The organism is Dyadobacter flavalbus, assembly GCF_006149045.1.
Lineage (GTDB): Bacteria > Bacteroidota > Bacteroidia > Cytophagales > Spirosomataceae > Dyadobacter > Dyadobacter flavalbus.
On record NZ_VBSN01000048.1, the window covers coordinates 1 to 19,239 of the forward strand.

At 39.7% G+C, this 19,239-nt stretch carries 18 protein-coding genes; 8 read left to right on the forward strand and 10 right to left on the reverse strand.

Annotated features, from left to right (window positions below):
* Positions 1-1,562: 1,562 nt before the first annotated feature.
* Positions 1,563-1,871 carry a DUF805 domain-containing protein gene (locus FEM33_RS15915; RefSeq protein ID WP_139012996.1) on the reverse strand — a complete coding sequence of 103 codons (309 nt, stop codon included), beginning with the start codon at positions 1,869-1,871 and terminating at the stop codon, positions 1,563-1,565.
* 246 nt (positions 1,872-2,117) lie between these two features.
* Positions 2,118-3,317, reverse strand: a complete 1,200-nt coding sequence (locus FEM33_RS15920; protein WP_139012997.1) for a PDDEXK family nuclease — start codon at positions 3,315-3,317, stop codon at positions 2,118-2,120.
* Between the two features lie 306 nt (positions 3,318-3,623).
* Here FEM33_RS15920 and FEM33_RS15925 point away from each other — a divergent pair, with 306 nt between their 5' ends.
* Entirely contained in the window at positions 3,624-4,520 is an 897-nt protein-coding gene (locus FEM33_RS15925) for an RpnC/YadD family protein (protein WP_139012998.1), read from the forward strand.
* A 566-nt stretch (positions 4,521-5,086) separates the two neighbouring features.
* On the opposite strand, the gene FEM33_RS15930 is transcribed toward FEM33_RS15925, so the two are convergent.
* The gene (locus FEM33_RS15930; protein WP_139012999.1) at positions 5,087-6,133 is read right to left on the reverse strand and encodes an alpha/beta hydrolase family protein; all 1,047 of its coding nucleotides are present in this window, start codon (positions 6,131-6,133) and stop codon (positions 5,087-5,089) included.
* Between the two features lie 305 nt (positions 6,134-6,438).
* Between FEM33_RS15930 and FEM33_RS15935 the strand changes: the two genes are divergently transcribed.
* On the forward strand, positions 6,439-7,548 hold the full coding sequence (locus FEM33_RS15935) for a serine hydrolase domain-containing protein (RefSeq protein WP_139013000.1): 1,110 nt from the start codon (positions 6,439-6,441) through the stop codon (positions 7,546-7,548).
* A gap of 73 nt (positions 7,549-7,621) precedes the next feature.
* Here FEM33_RS15935 and FEM33_RS15940 read toward each other — a convergent pair whose 3' ends face one another.
* Positions 7,622-8,314, reverse strand: a complete 693-nt coding sequence (locus tag FEM33_RS15940; protein ID WP_139013001.1) for a TlpA family protein disulfide reductase — start codon at positions 8,312-8,314, stop codon at positions 7,622-7,624.
* A 147-nt stretch (positions 8,315-8,461) separates the two neighbouring features.
* On the opposite strand from FEM33_RS15940, the gene FEM33_RS15945 reads away from it, so the two are divergent.
* Positions 8,462-9,268 carry an alpha/beta fold hydrolase gene (locus FEM33_RS15945; protein ID WP_139013002.1) on the forward strand — a complete coding sequence of 269 codons (807 nt, stop codon included), beginning with the start codon at positions 8,462-8,464 and terminating at the stop codon, positions 9,266-9,268.
* Positions 9,269-9,440: 172 nt separating this feature from the next.
* On the opposite strand, the gene FEM33_RS27065 is transcribed toward FEM33_RS15945, so the two are convergent.
* Positions 9,441-9,782, reverse strand: a complete 342-nt coding sequence (locus FEM33_RS27065; RefSeq protein WP_139013003.1) for a GNAT family N-acetyltransferase — start codon at positions 9,780-9,782, stop codon at positions 9,441-9,443.
* Between the two features lie 381 nt (positions 9,783-10,163).
* On the opposite strand from FEM33_RS27065, the gene FEM33_RS15955 reads away from it, so the two are divergent.
* Positions 10,164-10,529 (forward strand): BlaI/MecI/CopY family transcriptional regulator, encoded by a 366-nt coding sequence (locus FEM33_RS15955; protein WP_139013004.1) that lies wholly within the window; start codon positions 10,164-10,166, stop codon positions 10,527-10,529.
* An 11-nt stretch (positions 10,530-10,540) separates the two neighbouring features.
* Complete coding sequence (locus FEM33_RS15960; RefSeq protein WP_139013005.1) at positions 10,541-12,799, forward strand: M56 family metallopeptidase; 2,259 nt, start codon at positions 10,541-10,543, stop codon at positions 12,797-12,799.
* A 216-nt stretch (positions 12,800-13,015) separates the two neighbouring features.
* Here FEM33_RS15960 and FEM33_RS15965 read toward each other — a convergent pair whose 3' ends face one another.
* On the reverse strand, positions 13,016-13,441 hold the full coding sequence (locus FEM33_RS15965; protein WP_139013006.1) for a hypothetical protein: 426 nt from the start codon (positions 13,439-13,441) through the stop codon (positions 13,016-13,018).
* Between the two features lie 398 nt (positions 13,442-13,839).
* On the opposite strand from FEM33_RS15965, the gene FEM33_RS15970 reads away from it, so the two are divergent.
* Positions 13,840-14,199 carry a BlaI/MecI/CopY family transcriptional regulator gene (locus FEM33_RS15970; RefSeq protein WP_139013007.1) on the forward strand — a complete coding sequence of 120 codons (360 nt, stop codon included), beginning with the start codon at positions 13,840-13,842 and terminating at the stop codon, positions 14,197-14,199.
* A gap of 21 nt (positions 14,200-14,220) precedes the next feature.
* A complete protein-coding gene (locus tag FEM33_RS15975; protein WP_139013008.1) occupies positions 14,221-16,212 on the forward strand; it encodes a M56 family metallopeptidase in 1,992 nt (663 codons plus the stop codon).
* A gap of 49 nt (positions 16,213-16,261) precedes the next feature.
* Here FEM33_RS15975 and FEM33_RS15980 read toward each other — a convergent pair whose 3' ends face one another.
* The 4 genes from FEM33_RS15980 to FEM33_RS15995 form a co-directional block, all read right to left on the reverse strand.
* Entirely contained in the window at positions 16,262-16,852 is a 591-nt protein-coding gene (locus FEM33_RS15980; RefSeq protein WP_310588826.1) for a transposase, read from the reverse strand.
* A 351-nt stretch (positions 16,853-17,203) separates the two neighbouring features.
* On the reverse strand, positions 17,204-17,494 hold the full coding sequence (locus FEM33_RS15985) for an ABC transporter permease (RefSeq protein WP_139013010.1): 291 nt from the start codon (positions 17,492-17,494) through the stop codon (positions 17,204-17,206).
* A 36-nt stretch (positions 17,495-17,530) separates the two neighbouring features.
* Entirely contained in the window at positions 17,531-18,430 is a 900-nt protein-coding gene (locus FEM33_RS15990; protein ID WP_139013011.1) for an IS3 family transposase, read from the reverse strand.
* The gene (locus FEM33_RS15995; protein WP_229214268.1) at positions 18,387-18,746 is read right to left on the reverse strand and encodes a transposase; all 360 of its coding nucleotides are present in this window, start codon (positions 18,744-18,746) and stop codon (positions 18,387-18,389) included. The genes FEM33_RS15990 and FEM33_RS15995 overlap by 44 nt, the downstream gene beginning before the upstream one ends.
* On the opposite strand from FEM33_RS15995, the gene FEM33_RS16000 reads away from it, so the two are divergent.
* Positions 18,745-19,134, forward strand: a complete 390-nt coding sequence (locus tag FEM33_RS16000) for a transposase (protein ID WP_139013012.1) — start codon at positions 18,745-18,747, stop codon at positions 19,132-19,134. The genes FEM33_RS15995 and FEM33_RS16000 overlap by 2 nt on opposite strands.
* Positions 19,135-19,239: the final 105 nt, after the last annotated feature.

Consider the following 19,239-nt stretch of genomic DNA (forward strand, 5'->3'; position numbering starts at 1 on the left):
CAATAGCCACTCTCGCCTTAAATGATGAATCAAATTTTCTACGCATCTTTTTCATTATTTTATCCTTGTTTAAGTTACTAAGTTTTAACTAAACAAGTGGTCTGAATTTGTAGAGGTATTATATTAAATAGCACTTTCTTTTAATTACTCCGTTAAATGTTGCAATGTGGTCTGGGCTCGCGTTGGTAAAGCTGTCATGGTGGGTTAGAGCTAAAAGAAAAAAGCAATCACTTTACCAAGTGCATAGTAGGTCTGGAACAGATGGGTAGTAAAGCTGATGTCTCATTAACTCACGACAGCTATCAAAATAATATTTTGTTTTGTGAGATGACAAATTGATACAATTTTTGAGCCATTATAAGCAGTCAGATCTCGGCCGGCGCTGATCTCAGGAAAAGGACGTTTTTTGAGCTGAATGCTCAATGTAGCTTTTGGTACTTTTCCCTTTGAATATCCTTCGTTAAGGAAATAAATCGCATGACAAGATACACTACTGCGGAAAAAACTATCAAAGCAATAGAACTTAGCGATGTTAACATCTCTGCGACGAAAAACCCTCCTCCCGTTTGCTCCTCAGGGTAAAAAATTAGCCAGCTTGCAAACCAAAGTAATATCGTGACATGTATAATCGCAAGAACAATAAAAAACGTCCCTCGTTTTCCAGAATTTCTTACTTTAGAAATGATTACCCAGTGAACATATAGGATAAGGCTGTGAAAGACAAAAAAAGTAAATCCCTCCATTAAATACATTAAGTTCTACTAAGAGCGTAATTTATTATACCTGCATGACAATCAACGTCTGTCATATTGCCTTTCTTTGCAACAATATGCAGGCGGAGACATAATCTCACAAAAATGGACGTGGCTGTTGCACAACTGCTACTCTCATAATCTACCGCAGTTTGATCATCAACCAACGCGCTTAGAATTGTCCATACTATATTCGGAAACGTCATGAGCTTTCATATCGGCAATAGCATCACCTAATCTAAGCGTCCGAGTTGTGAAACAGTCTCGGATATTTAATGAGACAGGCAATCCAAGCTAACTGGGCAATTTCAGAACCAGAACACATTTACTCCATCATACTAATCAGACTTTTGCTTGCCCCACTTCTTAAAGCTTCTAAACAATTTCACTCCAATTAGCAGAGATATTGCTCCTGCCATAAGAAGAAAGCCAGTGGCGGCATCTGATTTATTCACTGAACGAAATCCCATGAAGATGAGAGTCATTGCTCCATTAAGGAAACAAATGGACCATAACAGTAGAATGTATCTGAGCATTTTAAGTATTAAGGTTCAAAGTCAACAAGAAGACTGTTCACTTTGTTTCTTCACTTTGGCTTTTCCCAGACATTCTTTTTACTGTTCTCTGGTACTTGAATTCCTTTTATCAGATTTGGCACGCCACATCCAAAGCCCAGTCAAACTGGCAATTGCTCCATAAAATGACTTAGGAATGTCTTTTTTAAAGTAATATCAATAATGAATTTAAATATCACTATTTCGGTCATTGCCCATAATCCGAATCAATCATTTAGCTTCCCATTAATTCATCTCATAATCCTTTAGGATTTAAACCATATCTGTTTGAACCGTAATTACTATTAGCGAACAGCATCCATAAACCATATAGCGGAATGAATTGATACCATCCGCTATTATCTCTGTCATGGCATCTTTTAGCACCCTGTGCGAACAGAAACCATCCTGTAGGAATTAATATTAGTATGGCCATAATTGGATGAATTTCCCTTTCTTGAATACTGGAGGAAACAAAAAGAGTTATTACGTTATATGCTAAAAATGAAAGACAAAATTCAGTTCTGCGTATCCGACCTTCAAAGGAAAAGGATTGTTTAAACATGCTAGTAAGAGGTTTACGCTGCTAATTTAACCACTTTAAAGCTTCCACTTTTTATCTTTTAAATGTTTTTTCCGGAACAAATGGAAGAAGTGAGCTGTGTTTGTACTATTATAGGAATTTCATCTAATCAACGCCTAGGCTCTTGTTCTGTGTTTTGTTACTTAACATAAAAAGGGTTATACAACAAAATATTATTTGGCAATCGTTATTAAAAAGAATTAGTTTATCTTAGTTCGATGCATGTTTTTAGCAGGTACTTCTTGTCATAGATAGCTCCTGAAGATATATTTCTAATCTCTTCATAAATTTGTCGTATTGAGGGATCAGCTCTGAAATTGCAACACTTCTGTTCCAGCTTCCTGCTTTTTCCAGGCTTGGTTCAAGGCCGGTAAATATATAAGCTGTATCCGTACAAAAACGTTGATTAATCTCAGACGGGATATTCAAAGCTATAAGTTGTTTTTCAGCATAGCCTAACCGGATCTGACCTTTTTTATCAATAGTCAGAATGCTAAGTCTTACTCCGGTTCCTGACGGGTCAGCAAATTGTAGCCCGAAGCTTGCCGTGTTCCATTCAATCAACAAACCCATTTGCTGGCTTTCTGCAATGATACTCTTTACAAAATCCACCGTAAATGCATCTGTACTTTGCAGCAGCTGTTCAAAGTAATCCAGTGCATTCAGCGTAGTGCGTCCGGATAATACTTTTGGCATATTTTCTGCCTGTATTCCCAGATCGGTATCAATGTTTAACTTCAAACCTGTGGCATAGTTCCCTTCTATGCGCACAACAGCTCTTGTAATTTCCCTGGTTCTGGTAATAACCTGAGGAAGAACCAGCAGTGAACCTTCTGCATCCCCTAACTTATAAACTTGAAGTTCAACCAAGGACAGAGTAAAATGCAGCTGCGGAGTTTGCGAGAGGTATTCAACCATTTCTTCAACACTTTCACGGATTCCATCTCCAACGATCAACAGTAAAATGCGTCCTCGTCTCAGGTTTCTGTTGATATTGTCTATCAGCGTATGTTCTTCTATATCCGGGTATCCAGCCTGTTTTTGGATCATTGCAACAATCCCTTCAGAACTCTGGTCCAGATTTCTGATCCGGGTATCAAGATCTGAAAAAGTCCATTTACTTAGTTCTTTGGCATAATCCAGGATTTGCCCGACTACTTCCCTTCTGGCCTGCGGGTTGCGCCAAAGTTTTGTCTCTACAAGCGTTATATATCCATCTGGCGAGATCAGCATGTTATCAATAAAGCCAGCATTGGTTCTTAACTCTCTTCCAATGGAAATTGCAGGAGCAAATCCTGGTTCAATTTCACTGATTGGAAGAATATCAGCATTATCATGTATAAGCTTTTGTATCCAGCTTTCATTATATTCATTGTTGTATAGTTGTACCCGTTCAATACCGCCAGCTACATGATTCTTTACTAACATGGGCTGGCCTGATTGCCTGTTTCCTTTAATGATCATAGTCTGTGATTTAGCGTAATTACTTTAATTGAAATGCCGTAAACAAATATCTGGCTTCTAATTATTAAGACTAATCATATCTGTCCTTGGGTATGTAAATCTAAATTATGGTACTAAAATGCCACCTTATATCATTACATACAAGATGCTGGTTTTGATAAATATAAAATCTGGCATTTTAGCAAGCATTTAGTATCCTTTACACAATATGGAAATCTAAGAGCATGGTACATATTTATCTGTTACTGTGTTTATGATTACTTTTGTAATATGCGAAAGAAGAATGATATCCTGCTTAAAAGTGCCTTTGAAGAAGCATTCCCGGATTTGCTGCGTTTCTTTTTTAAGGATGCAGATACAGCTTTTAACATGTCCAGGGGATTTGAGTTTCTGGACAAAGAACTGCATGAGTTGTTTCCGGAACTTGAAAAGCAAGGCGGCAGCCGTTTTGTAGATATGCTGGTGAAGGTGTTCACCAATGACGGCGGTGAAAAGTACATGCTCATCCATATTGAAATCCAGGCGCAGAATGATCCGAATTTCAGCAAACGGATGTTCCAGTACTTTTACCGGATCTATGACCGCTATAATGTCCCGATTACAGCACTAGCTGTTTTTACCGGAACCATGCCGGTTGATACAAGCAGTACCGCTTTTCAGTATTCCTACATGGATACTTCTCTGGATTACAAATTCAGGATTTACCATATTCTCGAGCATAGCGAGCAGCAACTTCTGGCTATGGACAATCCATTCAGTCTGATCGTACTGGCTGCTCAAAAAGCACTGATTGCTGACAAGGTACCGCAGCATGAACTGGCTGAACACCGGCTGACCATCGCCAAGGCACTTATCAAGAGCAAACGCTATGATAATGAGCAGATCAGACGGTTTCTATTCTTTCTGAAGACGTTCATCTTTATTGACAATACTGAAATAAACCGTAACTTTGATAAGCAAATTGCATCATTAACAGGAAACGAAATAGCTATGGGAATCATTGAAACTATAAAAATGATAACAAAGGAAGAAACCCTTGAGGAAAGCAAAAAAACCTTTGTCCTGAACTTACTTCATGACACTGATTTTAATGCTGAAAAAATTGCTACGCTTGCCGGTGTAAGTACGAGCTATGTTGAGGAAATCAGCAAAGAAATCAAAGAATAAAGGAGATTTATAGACGATATTAGAAAGCGCATTACTGCGCTTTTTTATTTAATGGAGATAAACAGTCACTTAAACTGTGTATTTCCTCTTTATCAAAAATTCAATCAGTTCATTTTGCGGTTCCCAGATGGTTTGCTAAATATCTATGTTATTCAAAATGAAATTACTGAACCCGGATTTGTCATTCAAAAACATAAATTCCAGGTCAATTATAACTTACGGATTTATATACTAGCAATAAGTTTAAAAAGTTGGTTCTAGAAATAGGTACCTAAATTCCATTTTGAACTTGCTTTTTAGACCATGTTTTGAGAAGGTAAACCAGTCATCAGGAAATAGCATGCGTCCAATCCCAAAAGGACAGGTACTTTTCTCAGCATCCCAATAAATGGCATAAGATATTTATTGCTGTTTCACCAAAATGCTCATGGGTTTGCTTCTGTAATAGGCTGTCGGAAATACTACATTAAAGATCCAGATTAGCCGTTAAACTAAATGCTGGAATCTCACTCATCTACTACTTTTCTCCCATCTAGTTAAATGATTATCTCCAAGCCCAATGCTATTTACTTCTTATTTAGTTGTACCCAAGCCAGGATTTTGTCAACATAGCTTACATTAACGTCCTTATTGCTTTCGGAACTACTTAAATAGTGATTGCAGCCTACGCAGGTATCATATACCAAATTAGTCTTTCCCAGACGCAAAAATTCAAGCCGAACATAATCCAGCCCGTATATGGGAGAACTCTCATCCTGGCTGGCAGCAATCATATAGATTGGAATCGTCAATTTGCGTAATTGCTCAAAAGGTACTACTGTACCGAAGCTGGCCCAACGCAGGTAAGAATGGCCGCCTGTCTCTTTATCTGTTCTAGCTGGGTTTTTGTAAATATCTGCAATGCGCTTGAAAGAAACATCTATACTATCCTGAGCCTGTTGCTGGGTTAGTTCACCCTTAGCTGCTTTGATGCGCCAACTCATAATTCCATCATACAATTGGTTAAGCCCACTTCCAACAACGGTAGCAATGTGAGTAACCCGCTTATCCTTTACAGCTAGCGAGGGAACTACCTGCCCGCCTTCGGAGTACCCATAGGTCACGATCTTTGTTTGATCCCAGTAGCCATGGTTAATCAAGTAACTTATAACAGCCTGGGTCGCCTGCACGCGCCAATTCAGACTAAGGCGATTTGTGTATTCTCTGGATGGCTTATAGGCGAATAAAACCTGTGACGGATTCTTTTGATATGCTGCAACACTTACATCTAGGTTCAATGTATCGCAAAAAGAGGTACCAGGTTTGCCCAGAATGATATAGTGACACCTGTCTTTGGTCTTGCTGAATAACTCTTCATTAAAGGTGACGGGTGTCGTTACAAATTTTTCCCCCTGAACATATAAGCATAAAGGAAGTCCCCCACTACCATTAACTTCAATAAACAAAGGTGCTTTTCGAAGAATATTTACAGTATCAACATAGAATTGGATCAGGCCTAATTTGTTATCTCTTATTGAAAACTCTTTTAACTCATACTCATCCGGAGTTACCGACTGAGCCATTGAAACTGTTTTAAATAATAGCAGAGCAATTGATAGTAGTATGGTTCTCATAAAAGCTAAAAATCAGGTAATTCTTTTAAAAGATGCATTTCAAAACGAATAGTTGCATTTTGGAATATCATATGCCGTTTGACATTAACGAGGCTATCTGCTATATAAAACCTTAATTTTTATCAGTCCCAGCTACAAAAGGTTATAGTTCAACAATAACAGTAATTGTTTAAAACATAACCAGGATAGATACTCTTTGATTCCTTTTCTCATCATAAGCGTCGAACAAGGCATATTTTTGCAGTAGATCAGGTTGTGCACTGCTATATTTACATGCTCCTGCTAACTACTATCCAGATCCATTCATGCGCGTTTATGCAATTTTGTTCATTCTTTTTCTATATGCGGAATGTTTAGCCCAGAACAAGGGCCTTGATTCTAGTATAATTACTGAGATAAACCGCTTGCATATACCGGGTCTGGCAGTTGCAAAAATAGAAGCAGGAAGCCTCGCCTGGACAAGCCACTACGGGTATCAGAATTTAGAAAAACAAATTTCTGTTTCAGACAGTACCATTTTTCACATTGCTTCCCTGTCAAAGACTATCACGGCTGCGGCGACCATGCAGCTGGCTGCACAGGAATATTTTTCGTTAGATGATGATATCAACCGGTTTTTACCCTTTCCGGTGAGGAATCCATTGCACCCTGAAAAACCGGTTACTTTCAGGCATTTATTAAGACACCGATCTTCTATACGTGATAACCTGGATTACCTGCTTCCATTTTGGGAAGGAGCATACCAAGGTCCGGATATTGGTTTGGATACATTCCTGCAAAATTATCTGGCAGTTAGCGGAATAAACTATCACAAGGTTGAGAACTTTATTCAGGCAGCACCCGGGGACACATTTGAATACTCCAACATGGGTTATGCGCTTTTGGGCTATCTGGTTGAAAGAATCTCCAAGATGCCTTTTGATCAATATTGTCAGCGCAAAATCTTTGCCCCTCTTGGGATGCATCAGTCCAGCTGGTTTCCAGGTAAAATGGATCAGGATATGCTAGCCATTCCCTACCTGTTTTCTGATTCTCTCCAAGTTTACCAGCCGCAGCAGCAAAGCACTTTTCCGGATTACCCTGCTGGTCAGTTGCGTTGCAGCATAAGAGATCTTGCCCGGTTTTTAGTGTGCTGGACCAACGATGGCACCTATAATGGAAAGTCTGTTATCGATAGCCTTGCAGTACAAACTTTGACGCCGAAGGACATGAGCCTTGGCTATCATACCTGGTTTATGTACTTGTTTAATACCGAGACGCCTATGTACAGCCACAATGGTCATGGCCCTGGCGTCTCAACTTACATGCTTTATGAGCCGTTTTCCAGAAATGGACTGATCATTTTGATGAATGGAGAATTGTCTTCTTACACAGACTGGCGTAAGCTGATCAACCTACTTTATCAAAAAAAGTAATAGCAGCAGCTAAACGTCTAAAATGATGTTCAGGCAATCGGCCGTATTTAGTCTGGAATAATCTATTATTTTGCTAGTCTTTTATGTTTTCCTGAATAGAAGTAATTATTCCTTCATTTAAGATCGGCTGTTTTGTTGCGCTGTCTATACGGGATCCTTGGTAAACTGCCTTGATTACTCCCGCTTTGTCAACAATAATATGATAAGGATAACTGTCAATGCCTAATGCAGTAAATAATGAACTGGCCTCGGGCAAGATGCTGTAATAAAACTTATGTTTGGCCAGTCTACTTTTAACCTTTTGAAAATCCTCCGGAGCCGGCGCCAAAAATACAACAGGCTGATTGGTATAACTGCTTACCAGTTCATTCAGCCGGGGCATCTCTTCAATACACGGCGCACAGGTTGTTGACCAGAAGTTAAACACCACCACTTTTCCATGCAAAGAAGCCTTCTGATATACTTTTCCATTTACATCTTTTATCTCAAAATCCGGGAAAGATTGGCCTACCCACTTTTTTGAAAACGCTTTAAAGGGGTTAACAGCTAAAACTTTAAATGTAAACTGAATTTCTTTATCGTTTTCTATCTGGTTATCCAGTGCAATGGCTTTACCTATGTTCGCAGCGCTAATGCTATCATATTGTGCCCTTGTAAACCGGCGGCCAGTTGAATCAATATAGATGCGCGGTTTTTCTGTTTGTGCAGAAATACTGCAAGGTGAAGCAAAAAAGAGTATTGTTAGTAACCGGAGAAAATGGTTCATAACGAAACAATGATAAGTTAGATGCGTAGCAATGTCGGATAATATTCCATAATTGATTTAATTGGATCATAAAATATTTATAGTAATTATTATATTTTTATTTTTCGGTAAACTCTTGCTAATGGGTTAATAGAACTTTGTAAATTAATGAAGCTATTAAAGCAGTTGATAATCCTTCTACTTGTGACTGTCAGTGCCAAGGGGCAGGCGCTTGATACGTTGATTGATGCACACCCCTTCAAGCTTCATTTCAAGATTTTAAAAGAAGAGAATCCACCGATACTCTTCGAATCTGGCGGTGGACTAGATGCTTCACAATGGGACTCGATTGCTGTTGCTGTGCACCGGCAAGCCAAAGCAACCGTTATCACGTATGATCGTGCCGGTTTTGGCAGTAGCAGCCTTGACACAGCAAACTTCAATATCCTCCAGGAGGTAAAAAGCCTGGAAGCTGCCCTTGAAAAATTGGGTTACCAAGAAGCCAATTTTCTTTTGGTAGGACATTCACTGGGCGCATTTTACAACCGTGTATTTGCAGCCCGGCATTCAAGACAGATAAAAGGGATTGTTTTTTTAGATCCAAGGATACCATCCTACAAGGATATGCAGTTCGCGCGAAACATCTTTCAAGCTTACAGCCGTAAAGATTTTGAACCTGATCATTTAAGTTTGTACCACCTGCTTGCCAATATGGAACGCACAAGTGATTATGTAAGACAAATACCGCTTTCTGATGACATTCCTATACTGGACATCATGGCTGAGATTGGCCCTTTTCAGGATTTAAAAGAAAACGAACGGTTCAAAGCTGACCAGCATAATTTGGTAAAAGGATACAAAAATCGCAGGCTGATACTGGCAGAAGGCAGCTCACACAATATTCCAGATAATAAGCCCGAATTGGTTATTAAAGAAGTAGTAGACTTCTATCGCAGGCACCTGTTGGGAGAGTAATTTACTGGAAGGGCTAATAATAAGTTAAGTTATACGAATTGCTATTTACCCTGATCAGTGACTTGTCAGACATGACGTACTGCTTTAGGGTTCATGCAAACAATGATCTTTTGAGAATGTTACAAGTTACTGCTGTATCAAAAAGTTAGAAATGTTATAAATGTTTTTGCAGCTATATTAGATCAAAATACCTGTTGTTCTTGTATCCAATCCGCTCGAAATTACCGTATTCATTATATCCCAAGGCCTTATGAAAGTTTAAACTCGCTATGTTTTCAGATGAAATGTTAACCAGTATACTGGATATTTTGAGTTCCCTGAGCTCACTTTCCAAAATAACATGAAGTTTGCTTCCTAACCCCTTTCTGGTAAAACCATTTTTTAACAAATAGGTAAGTTTGACTGTTTGCGAAAAAGTACTTTCGGACCTGAAATTATAGGCATACCCAAATCCGATTACTTCCCTGCCACTTTGGATTACATATCTGGGAAGTTTACTCTGCTCATTAAGCATAGCTGTGTAATACTCCCCAAAATTGAGACCATTGGTTAAGTTTATTAACTTGACATTAAGTTCTCCTAGATTATAAGACAGTTTGAATTAGAATTACTAGTAAATATCAATTTACCAGTAACATTTACTTACATACGTTCAAGCCATTGTACCTTCTGTTAAGTAACTAACTAAATGACTTCCAGGAGCTACTCTTATTCGTAATTCATTTTTTGATTACCCATATAGTCGAAAAAAACAGCAGGAAATTTCTTTTATGAAGATTTACCTCCTTCCCTTCCTATTGACCAGACAACCTTATTTCTACCGCTAAATAAATTAACTACTAATTGATTAGGAGTAATCCTAATCAATTAGTATTATTGAATAAAAAAAGCGGATATGCAAAAACTAGGAAAAAGAGAAGAACAAATCATGCAGGTAGTCTGGCAATTCCAGCATGCCTTTATCAAGGATATCATTGAGCTGCTACCCGCTCCTCAGCCGCACTACAACTCGGTCGCTACCATGGTCAAAATTCTGACTGAAAAGGGATTTCTTAGTGCTGAGAAAATAGGAAATACATACCGGTATTCACCGGTTGTTACCCTGGCTGAATACCGGCAGCAAGACGTAGCTACCATCAAGCAGAAATATTTCGGCAATTCCCTGACTAAAATGATCACGCATTTTGCCAAGGAAGAAAACTTGTCGGATCAGGAACTGGACGAGCTGATACAAGTCATAAAATCGCAAAAATCATCTTAAACTCCTTTGTTATGAATGAGTTTCTCTACAAAGCTTCTTTCATTGCGGCAGTAGCTTTCCTGTTTTACAAAGTCCTTTTGCAGCGGGAAAGCTTCTTTTCTGCCAACCGGTTTTATCTGATTGGCTGCCTTGTGCTGGCTTTTACCCTGCCTTTCGTGCGCTTGCCCGCATTGATCCGTCATCAAGGTTATTTGGCTACGGTATGGCCGCAGAACGGCACAGTGAAAGACAGCAGCACAAGTATACCTGCAACGCAGTTACCTGCTAAAAATCCATTTCAGGAAACTGCTTCCAAACCGCCGGTTACTGCCTCAAAACTGATTTATCAAGATCCGGAATCAGTACAAAAAAACAGCACGGAACCCGTTGCCAGAACCAGGTACAGCTTATCTTTTTGGCTTTTCACCTTGTATCTGTTCGGGGTAGCTGTTTTTAGCGGAAGGCTGTTGCTGCAACTCGGCATTATTCTGTTCAGGATCAGACAATCTGTGGATAAAGTTAAGGACGACAACATTGTGATTGTAAATACGGCGCAGCAGCAAGCGCCTTGTTCTTTCTTCCATTATGTTTTTATCTATGCGGATGAATACGATTTTGAGACTTACCACAACATCATCGAACACGAGAAAATACATGCACGCCTTGGTCACAGCTTTGATCTGCTACTGGCCGAAGTTGCTGCTATATTTCTTTGGATCAATCCCTTTATCTGGCTACTTAAAAAAGAAATAGAGAAGAATAACGAGTATCAAACCGATGCCTTTATGGTGGAGAAAGTACGCGTAGACAAACAACAATACCAACTCAATCTGCTTCAGATCGCCGTACCGAACCGGCCACTTTCCATTACAACCAATTATAATCAATCTTTACTTAAACAAAGAATCATGATGATGAACGCGAAAAGATCTACTCCGCATGCGTACTGGAAATACAGCTTTCTGGTACCCGTATTCTTTGGAGCGCTGCTGCTGCTCAATAAACCCGCTTCCAGTCAGGAAATCTCCGAAAAGGACACTCAAAAGAATACGTTGTCATCAGAATCTGCTGACCGGGCACAAAAAGCAATCCCGCAAATTAAAAAAGATTTGAATAGCAGCGATGAATCCAGCATCTGGAATAACCCGGATTCTAAAACCGACATGTCGTCCGGTTACTGGTACAGCCATCAGGAAAACCAGGATTATTGTCTGGAATTTAAAGGCAGTCAGGGTAATTCTCACTGGAATATGAGCCGATGTTTTCCGAAAAACAGCTTTCAAAAAACCGGAGATAAACACTTTGAGTTAACCAAAGATGCCGGTACACTGCAATTATCCGGAGACTTGCAGGCAGAAGTAAGCCAGGGAAAATACACTTTCATGGAAAATAAAGATTTTAAAAACTACCTAGCTGCTAACACTACGTTGCCGGAGGAAAAGAACTTTGTTCTCTTTTTGTTCTTTGCGGATGTGAACCGGCAGTATGTAGAATTTCTGAAAAGTCAATATCAGACGCTCGACGGGCAGCGCTTGCTGGAAGTTGCCATACACGGCATCAGTTTGACCGAATACAAAGGGTATATTGCCTTGTTTGAGCAATACAGCCAGAAAAAGCCTTCCATGTCCGAAGTAATTGAAGCAAAAATACATGGCGTAGATCAGCAATATGTACAGCAAATAGAAAAGATGGGTTTTCAGGGACTTAGTCTGAGCAAGATAATGGAAGCTAAGATTCACGGCATTGACTCAGATTATGTGCAGCGTTTAAAGGAAGCGGGCATCACAAACCTTTCCATGGATCAAGTAATTGAGGCCAAAATCCACGGCATCAATCCAAACTCGATTAAAGAATTGCGGGCATTCGGCTTTGGGGGCCTGACTCTTGCTAAAATGATCGAGCTGAACATTCACGGAATTACAGCGGCCTACATTCAGGAACTTCAATCGGCCGGTTTGAAAAACCTGACGCTGGACCAGACCCTGGAAGCCAAAATACATGGACTGGATGCCGGTTCAATCAAAGAAATCCGAGCTTTGGGATTTGCCAATATAAGTTTTGAGGAAATCAGGAACGCCCGGATACATGGCGTGGATGCCGATTTCATTAAAGGGCTTAAAGAATCAGGATTACCTAATCTGACCATCGAAAAAGCAATAGAAGCTAAAATTCACGCTATCGATGGAGCGTTTATTCAGGATGCCAAGAAAAAAGGATTCAATTTTGCCAGTATTGATAAATACATATCATTTAAAATTCACAATCAGGCTATTGAATCACTGAAAGAATAAAGTGCTATCTGGATGCATTTAAGTAATACAATTTCACATAAGAGGCTTGGTATAGGATTGCACTCGCCAAGCCTTATATGTAAAATTCCGCTTTTATAAAATTCAAACTTGCCTCTGTAAGCATTTATAATGGTGCCTATTATGTAAATCAGTTTATTTGGTGATCACCGCTAGAAAGGTCATAAGGCTACTCTATTGTATCGAAGTATATTTTAATTAGAAATGATGCGACGGCGCCGGTTTTGCTTTTGCTCTAACCAATAAGTAATCATACATTTTCTGAAAGTCCATATCAACAGAAATTGTGTCCGCAATCTGATGCAATTCAGAAGTGGTCATCGCAACCCCTATTAGGTAGCCGCTTGTTTTTTCTTGCCCAAAATATAAGACTCCCGGCTTTTGATAAAACATAAAGAACATACATGGACCATCAGACAGGACTTCAACATCGTTATGTTTTCTTTCAAACCAGCTATCTTTTACCAGATTGCTAAGTGCTTTTAAGCTTTGCCCTGCGGCTTGTTCACAGTTTTTCACCTTCACGTATTCAATGTGGCTTATTTCAAGCCTAAACCATACATAACAGGCAAAAACAAAAAGTAGAAGGCCTAGTATAAATCCTTTTAATATATTGCCTATCATCTTTTATTATGTTTACTGGATTACGATAAATCGTCTGGCCTGGCATCCAGGTTTTTTGAAGGCTTTCATCCATTTGTTGTACAATGCTAATTACCCACTTGTATAATCAACCTAGAATTCAGAATACATTCGTTAAACAGTACCTATTATACTACTGAATCGTATTTGATACAGTATAAGTGTCATTAAATAATTTTTTTATTCTCCCCACCGGCTTTTCGTCCTCCATCTTCGGCAAACTGGAAAGTGAATACTTATTGCCACGTTTAAATAAGGACATTTTGTTAAAAACACAGGATAACAGGATCTACTTGTTTTTTAATAATCCTAAAATTATTTAATCGTGCGCTTGACTTTATACGAAGTTATTTTACTTTTACGATAAATTCGTAGTTTTTATGGAAAAGTTAACTGCTCAGGAAGAAGATGCCATGCTTGCCGTCTGGAAAACCGGTGAAGCCAATGTAAAAGTATTTATGGCAGCCATGTCACCTCCGGTGCCTCCTTACACTACGGTCGCCTCAACCATCAAGAATCTCGAAAAGAAAGGTTACCTGAAAAGCAGGCTTATCGGAAACACTTACCTGTACGCACCCGCGGTCACTGAAGAGTCCTATAAGCAGAAGTTCATGGGAAATGTGGTGAAAGACTACTTTGCTAATTCCTATAAAGAGCTCGTGAGCTTCTTTGTGGAAAAGAACAAGATATCAGCTGAGGAACTCAAAGAGATCCTCGGTATTATCGAAGGTAAAAAGTAACGCTATTAACCGCCTTCCGTTATGATGCCATTTACAGAATACCTGATTAAAGTATCGCTTGGTTTTACTTTTGTGAGCCTTTTGTACATACTTGTACTGAAAAGGCTTACCTTCTATAACTGGAACCGCTTTTACCTGCTGCTGGCTTCGGCATTGTGCTTCCATATTCCTTTCATTAACATCAATACAGTACTTGAACGCTTTGAAAGCCCTGGCGGGCAGTACATCGTACAGCAGATACCAAGTGTAGGCCAACTTGCGCCCATACAAATGCCCGCATCTTTGGTCACAGGCAAAACTGTTGACTTGCCCCTAGACACTTCCATAAAAGAGCCGGTAAACTGGGTACTGATCCTTTGGGGCGTTGGTGTGGCGGTAATGTTACTACGGCTTGCATTTCACATGGTGTCCCTTAAACGCATTATGCGCAGATCTCGCCTTGTCTATAAAGATGGTGTTCGCATTTATCATTTTGAAGAGGATATCAATCCATTTTCATTCGGTAAATCAATTTTCTACAACCCTGCAATGCACAGCAGCGATGACTTGCCAGACATCATACTCCACGAACTCGCACATGTGCAGCAGTACCATACTTTTGATGTAATATGGAGCGAATTGCTTCGCATAATTAACTGGTTCAACCCGCTTGTATGGCTTCTTACAAATGCTATCCGGCAAAACCTGGAATACATTGCTGACCGGAAAGTACTTGAAAGCCATCCTGACACAAAAGCCTATCAATACTTGCTAGTTAAAACAACCCTGCGTACAGACCTGGGACTTGCAAACCAGTTTGGCTACCATTCCCTTAGACAACGCATTGTCATGATAAACCGTAAACGCAGCCCACGACTGGCCCTGGTATGCTTTCTGCTTCTGCTGCCGCTAACAGCATTGTTACTGGCAGCATTCAGGTCAGAGTTGCCAGAAAATCTTGAACAAAAGGGAATATGGTTAGCTGTAAATAATGAGCCGCGCGGCAGTCACAAGCGGTCGAATTTTATTCATATCTCCGGACTAATCCTTGATAATTTCACCGGCAAACCAGTCGCCCATATGCCCATTCGTATTGATCGGCAAACTTATGTCCCTATATCAAAAGTAAGTATTACTACAACCAGCAATCCTGAACTAGTAGATATTGTATACACTGATATAGACGGCTTCTTTGCCAAATCTATTTTCCATGACACGTTAAGCAAAGATCTTTTCAGCTACAGTTTCGGCTATGAAGGAAAGAGTTATAATAGTTTTTCTTTAAGTGCAGGCTACTTCATGCCGGATCAGGTTAACATGTCTTTTCCAGTTATTTTCGCTACAAGAAAAGGCATGCAGAATGATACAAGACCTTTTTACTGGGTTGATCCGGATGATTTCTATGAACAGTATAGCGGGCATGATCTGGATAAAGCATTTAAAAAATACTTGTTCAAACACCTGCCTCCTCTACTGGCAGAACACAAGCTCCGCATAGCATTCAAACTTCGGTACAAATTTCCTAAAAACGTGATTACCAGATTTGAAAACGGCTACTTTGACCGTGACCTGGAGCTCATGGGATACGTTAATAAGCTCCAATTCTACCTGAATGGCAAAAAGGCAAGCTATCAGCAGGTGAATGAAGCTTTTCGCAGTTACCCTTACCGGTTGGGCGTAGGCCACGAGCATCGTCAAAACCTGGGTTACTTGAATACCAAAATTGCCTACCTTACCTTTCCGCTCTACAAAGACGCCCCGCCTGCTGCCATGTTGAAGGGAAATATAGAAATTGTGGATGTCAAACACTTTGATCTCGAAAAACTTCAAAAGGAACCTTATATGCTTGATGGCTTCCGGCAGGTATCTGGCACAGGAAGTAACCTGATGCCGCTGAAAAAGGAAATCAAACAGGTAGTTTTACTAAAAGGAAGACTGGCAAGGTACTACGATAGCTCTCTGGACAGGATCTGGTGGATAGAAACCAGGCCGGTAACGGAAGTCTTTGGCCGACCTGATTTTGCGCAACAATAATATAGTTTAGTCAACTTATCAGGTCTATAAGTTAGAGCTTTTTTGGGAATTATATTTGGCAAATCGGTTCCATTCGTTGCAGCATCAGTTGGATATTTGCTAAAAGTATCCATGCTATGGAAGATGAAACGGTATATTCATAGTCCTTTACGATTCTTCGAAAGAAATTGGTCCAGGAAATTGTTCGTTCAACAACCCACCTCTTAGCTACTGGAACAAAGCCCTTGGCCGATTCTGGACGTGATGCCATTTTAAATTCAATCTCGAACTCCTTCATTTTACGAGCAAAAACACCATTATAAGCCTGATCACCGTAAATCTTTTTAAGGCGCTGATTTTGGCAAAAGATATCAGCAGAAAGAGATAGAGCGGCGGGGCCGTCATGCAGATTCCCAGCATGAACGTGAGCAAACCATATTCTTCCACCAGTATCCACTAATAGCTGTCGTTTTCGTCTATTCACTTTTTTGTTTGCATCAGTGCCACGGTTTTCGAAAACCATTGGAGATAACTTAACACTTTGGCTGTCAATACAAAAAGATGATGGGTACTCACCCTTATTCTCTCGTCTTCTGTCAATCTTATTGAGAAGACAATTGATCTCGGCAAAAATATTTTGCTTTTTCCATCGACTAATAATGTATTGAGACTGCCAAGTACCTCAATGCGTTTTATACCGATGAGGTAAACATTAGATCTAAGAAACAGCTATCTTCTATTATCATAAAAAATAAAGTTCAATTCTTCGTAAAAATTAACATAATAAGTGTGACTGTTGCAAAAGTAAATACGGCAGCTAACCGGCTGGTAAAATCTAAGATTTTTGATATAAAATAGCCATAGATTGGGTCGTAAAAGGATATAAAATTTTTGGCTGTTTTATCTACCGGACTTTTGTAACAGCCACAAGTTTTATATAACAAAATATTATATAGCGCTTTCTTCTAAAAGAATTTTAAACTATAAAGGGTAGTTATACTCTTTTAATTATTTATTCATTAGCCAGTGCTTTGACTGGATTTTCAGTTGCGGGTTTGTAAGTCCTAATGCATATGAAAAGCCCACCAGCTAACAGCAATACACCAAAACAAAGACCAAGTGTTTCTACGCCGATTGATACATGGTATGCAAAGTTGAAAAGAAAGGCATATCCTGCCATATAGCCCAATGGTAAAGCTACGGCGGCTGCAATCGTCAGCAGTTTTGCAAAATCGCTGGAAAGCAGCCACATAATCTGGTTTACATTGGCCCCCATTACCTTACGCACACCTACTTCCTTCATGCGTATCTGTACAGCGTAGGTTGTCTTAGCCCCTCATCAGTTGGACACTTCTTCATGAATGGTTTTGTCACAAACCATTGCTTTTTCCCATTTTTGTTGGGGCGTTATGAAACCGATTGAACGGTGTAATCTACTTTGGTTATAGTGCGTGATGAAACGCTGAATTGTTTCTTTGGTCTCATAGTAACTGGCAAATTCGCTACGTTCAATTACTTCACTTTCCAAAATACTATGAAAGGCTTCAATATAGGAGTTTTCTTCTGGTGTAGCAACATGGGTAAACTCTTGTTTTACTTCCGAGTTTTTCAAAAAATTTCGAACCTTGTGGGAAATAAATTGGCTTCCATTATCATTACGCAGAATGACACCTTGCAATTGATAAGAATGGTTAACTCGACGCAGTAAGTTTATTAAATCAAGCTGCCGAATGCTGCTCTGGAATATCCAATCAATAATCTTTCGAGTGCAAACGTCCAAAATACACAGCAAATAGTAATTGCGACGTTCACCATGAACCCAAACATATTTAATATCCCAACACAAGTACTCTAGTGGCTTATTAGCCTCAATACGACGAAATTGAACAAATTCACGGTTTCCACTAGGCCGAATCATTTTGTTCAGTAAAAGACTATTGGCAAGCATAAGCCTGTACACCTTCTTTTTGTTGATCAGATACTCTTTTTTCAATTCGTGCGTAGCATACTCATATCCAAATCGGCCCGCCGAAGCGGCGTTAAATTCAGTATCAATAAGCTTTCTAATGTGAATTACGACATCTTCGTTAGGCACTAAAGAGCCATTCAGCTTCATCGTTACTTGGCTGGCTTTTGCTCCTGGCTTGCCATTTCGAGCTTTGTAATAAGATACACTCCGGGGCAACCCTAGCCATTTACACAACTCCTTTCGCGTTGTAGATTGCTGATATTGAGTCATAACGGCTATCTTTTCCTGGGTGCGATAGGAGTTTTTTTAGCAGTTCACTTTTCACCTCTAGTTCGAGAGCTTGCTTGGCTACTATGCGCTTTAAGCGTTCATTTTCTTCTTCTAAGATGCGTACTTGCGGATCAATTCGTGGATAAGAATCTCGAAGGCCATCCTTGCCGCTCGCTAAATACTTTTCCTTCCACCTCCTCAAAAGAGATGGCGATAAGCTATACTTTCTGCTAATCTCGGAAGGTCCACTCTGAAGAGATTCCTGTACAATTGAGTACCGGTCTTCGGCGCTAAAAGTTCGTCTTTGTTTACTCATGATACCTAAATTAAATGGACTAAACTGTTTTTACAATTTTGTCCAACCATTCAGGGGGCTGAGACAAAAGCAACTAGATAAACTTATCAAGCTCTATGACCAACAAATTGACCAAATTACACTAGAAATACAGACTTTGCTTTCCAAAGATTCGATTCTTAAAAACAAGGTCGATCAACTCTGCAAAATAAAAGGTCTTGGTCTGTTATCTGTTACTACGCTTGTAGCAGAAACCAATGGCTTTGAAGGCTTTGAAAATCTAAGGCAGCTAGTCAGTTTTGCCGGTTATGACGTGGTAGAAAATCAATCAGGTTTAAGGTCAGGGAAAATCGCGCGGCGCCCGCAAAAATCTCTAAAAAGGGTAACACGGGGCCGCCCTTTAGATTAGCAGAATAAAGGTTAACTTTCTATTGTCCAATTAAAGATCTGAAAGTATGGAGGTGAACAATGGGGCCGCCTATTAACTAGACTTATCGCCGGAATTAGTCCTTCA

Bases quoted from the DNA above. Each gene is read 5' to 3' on its own strand.
- FEM33_RS15920 (WP_139012997.1), bottom strand. From the start codon at position 3,317: ATGTTAGTAAAGAATCATGTAGCTGGCGGTATTGAACGGGTACAACTA.
- FEM33_RS15935 (WP_139013000.1), top strand. From the start codon at position 6,439: ATGCGCGTTTATGCAATTTTGTTCATTCTTTTTCTATATGCGGAATGT.
- FEM33_RS27065 (WP_139013003.1), bottom strand. From the start codon at position 9,782: ATGCTTAATGAGCAGAGTAAACTTCCCAGATATGTAATCCAAAGTGGC.
- FEM33_RS15995 (WP_229214268.1), bottom strand. From the start codon at position 18,746: ATGAGTAAACAAAGACGAACTTTTAGCGCCGAAGACCGGTACTCAATT.
- FEM33_RS15925 (WP_139012998.1), top strand. From the start codon at position 3,624: ATGCGAAAGAAGAATGATATCCTGCTTAAAAGTGCCTTTGAAGAAGCA.
- FEM33_RS15955 (WP_139013004.1), top strand. From the start codon at position 10,164: ATGCAAAAACTAGGAAAAAGAGAAGAACAAATCATGCAGGTAGTCTGG.
- FEM33_RS15965 (WP_139013006.1), bottom strand. From the start codon at position 13,441: ATGATAGGCAATATATTAAAAGGATTTATACTAGGCCTTCTACTTTTT.
- FEM33_RS15930 (WP_139012999.1), bottom strand. From the start codon at position 6,133: ATGAGAACCATACTACTATCAATTGCTCTGCTATTATTTAAAACAGTT.
- FEM33_RS15960 (WP_139013005.1), top strand. From the start codon at position 10,541: ATGAATGAGTTTCTCTACAAAGCTTCTTTCATTGCGGCAGTAGCTTTC.
- FEM33_RS15970 (WP_139013007.1), top strand. From the start codon at position 13,840: ATGGAAAAGTTAACTGCTCAGGAAGAAGATGCCATGCTTGCCGTCTGG.
- FEM33_RS15945 (WP_139013002.1), top strand. From the start codon at position 8,462: ATGAAGCTATTAAAGCAGTTGATAATCCTTCTACTTGTGACTGTCAGT.
- FEM33_RS15940 (WP_139013001.1), bottom strand. From the start codon at position 8,314: ATGAACCATTTTCTCCGGTTACTAACAATACTCTTTTTTGCTTCACCT.
- FEM33_RS15985 (WP_139013010.1), bottom strand. From the start codon at position 17,494: ATGAAGGAAGTAGGTGTGCGTAAGGTAATGGGGGCCAATGTAAACCAG.
- FEM33_RS15975 (WP_139013008.1), top strand. From the start codon at position 14,221: ATGATGCCATTTACAGAATACCTGATTAAAGTATCGCTTGGTTTTACT.
- FEM33_RS16000 (WP_139013012.1), top strand. From the start codon at position 18,745: ATGATACCTAAATTAAATGGACTAAACTGTTTTTACAATTTTGTCCAA.
- FEM33_RS15915 (WP_139012996.1), bottom strand. From the start codon at position 1,871: ATGTTTAAACAATCCTTTTCCTTTGAAGGTCGGATACGCAGAACTGAA.
- FEM33_RS15990 (WP_139013011.1), bottom strand. From the start codon at position 18,430: ATGACTCAATATCAGCAATCTACAACGCGAAAGGAGTTGTGTAAATGG.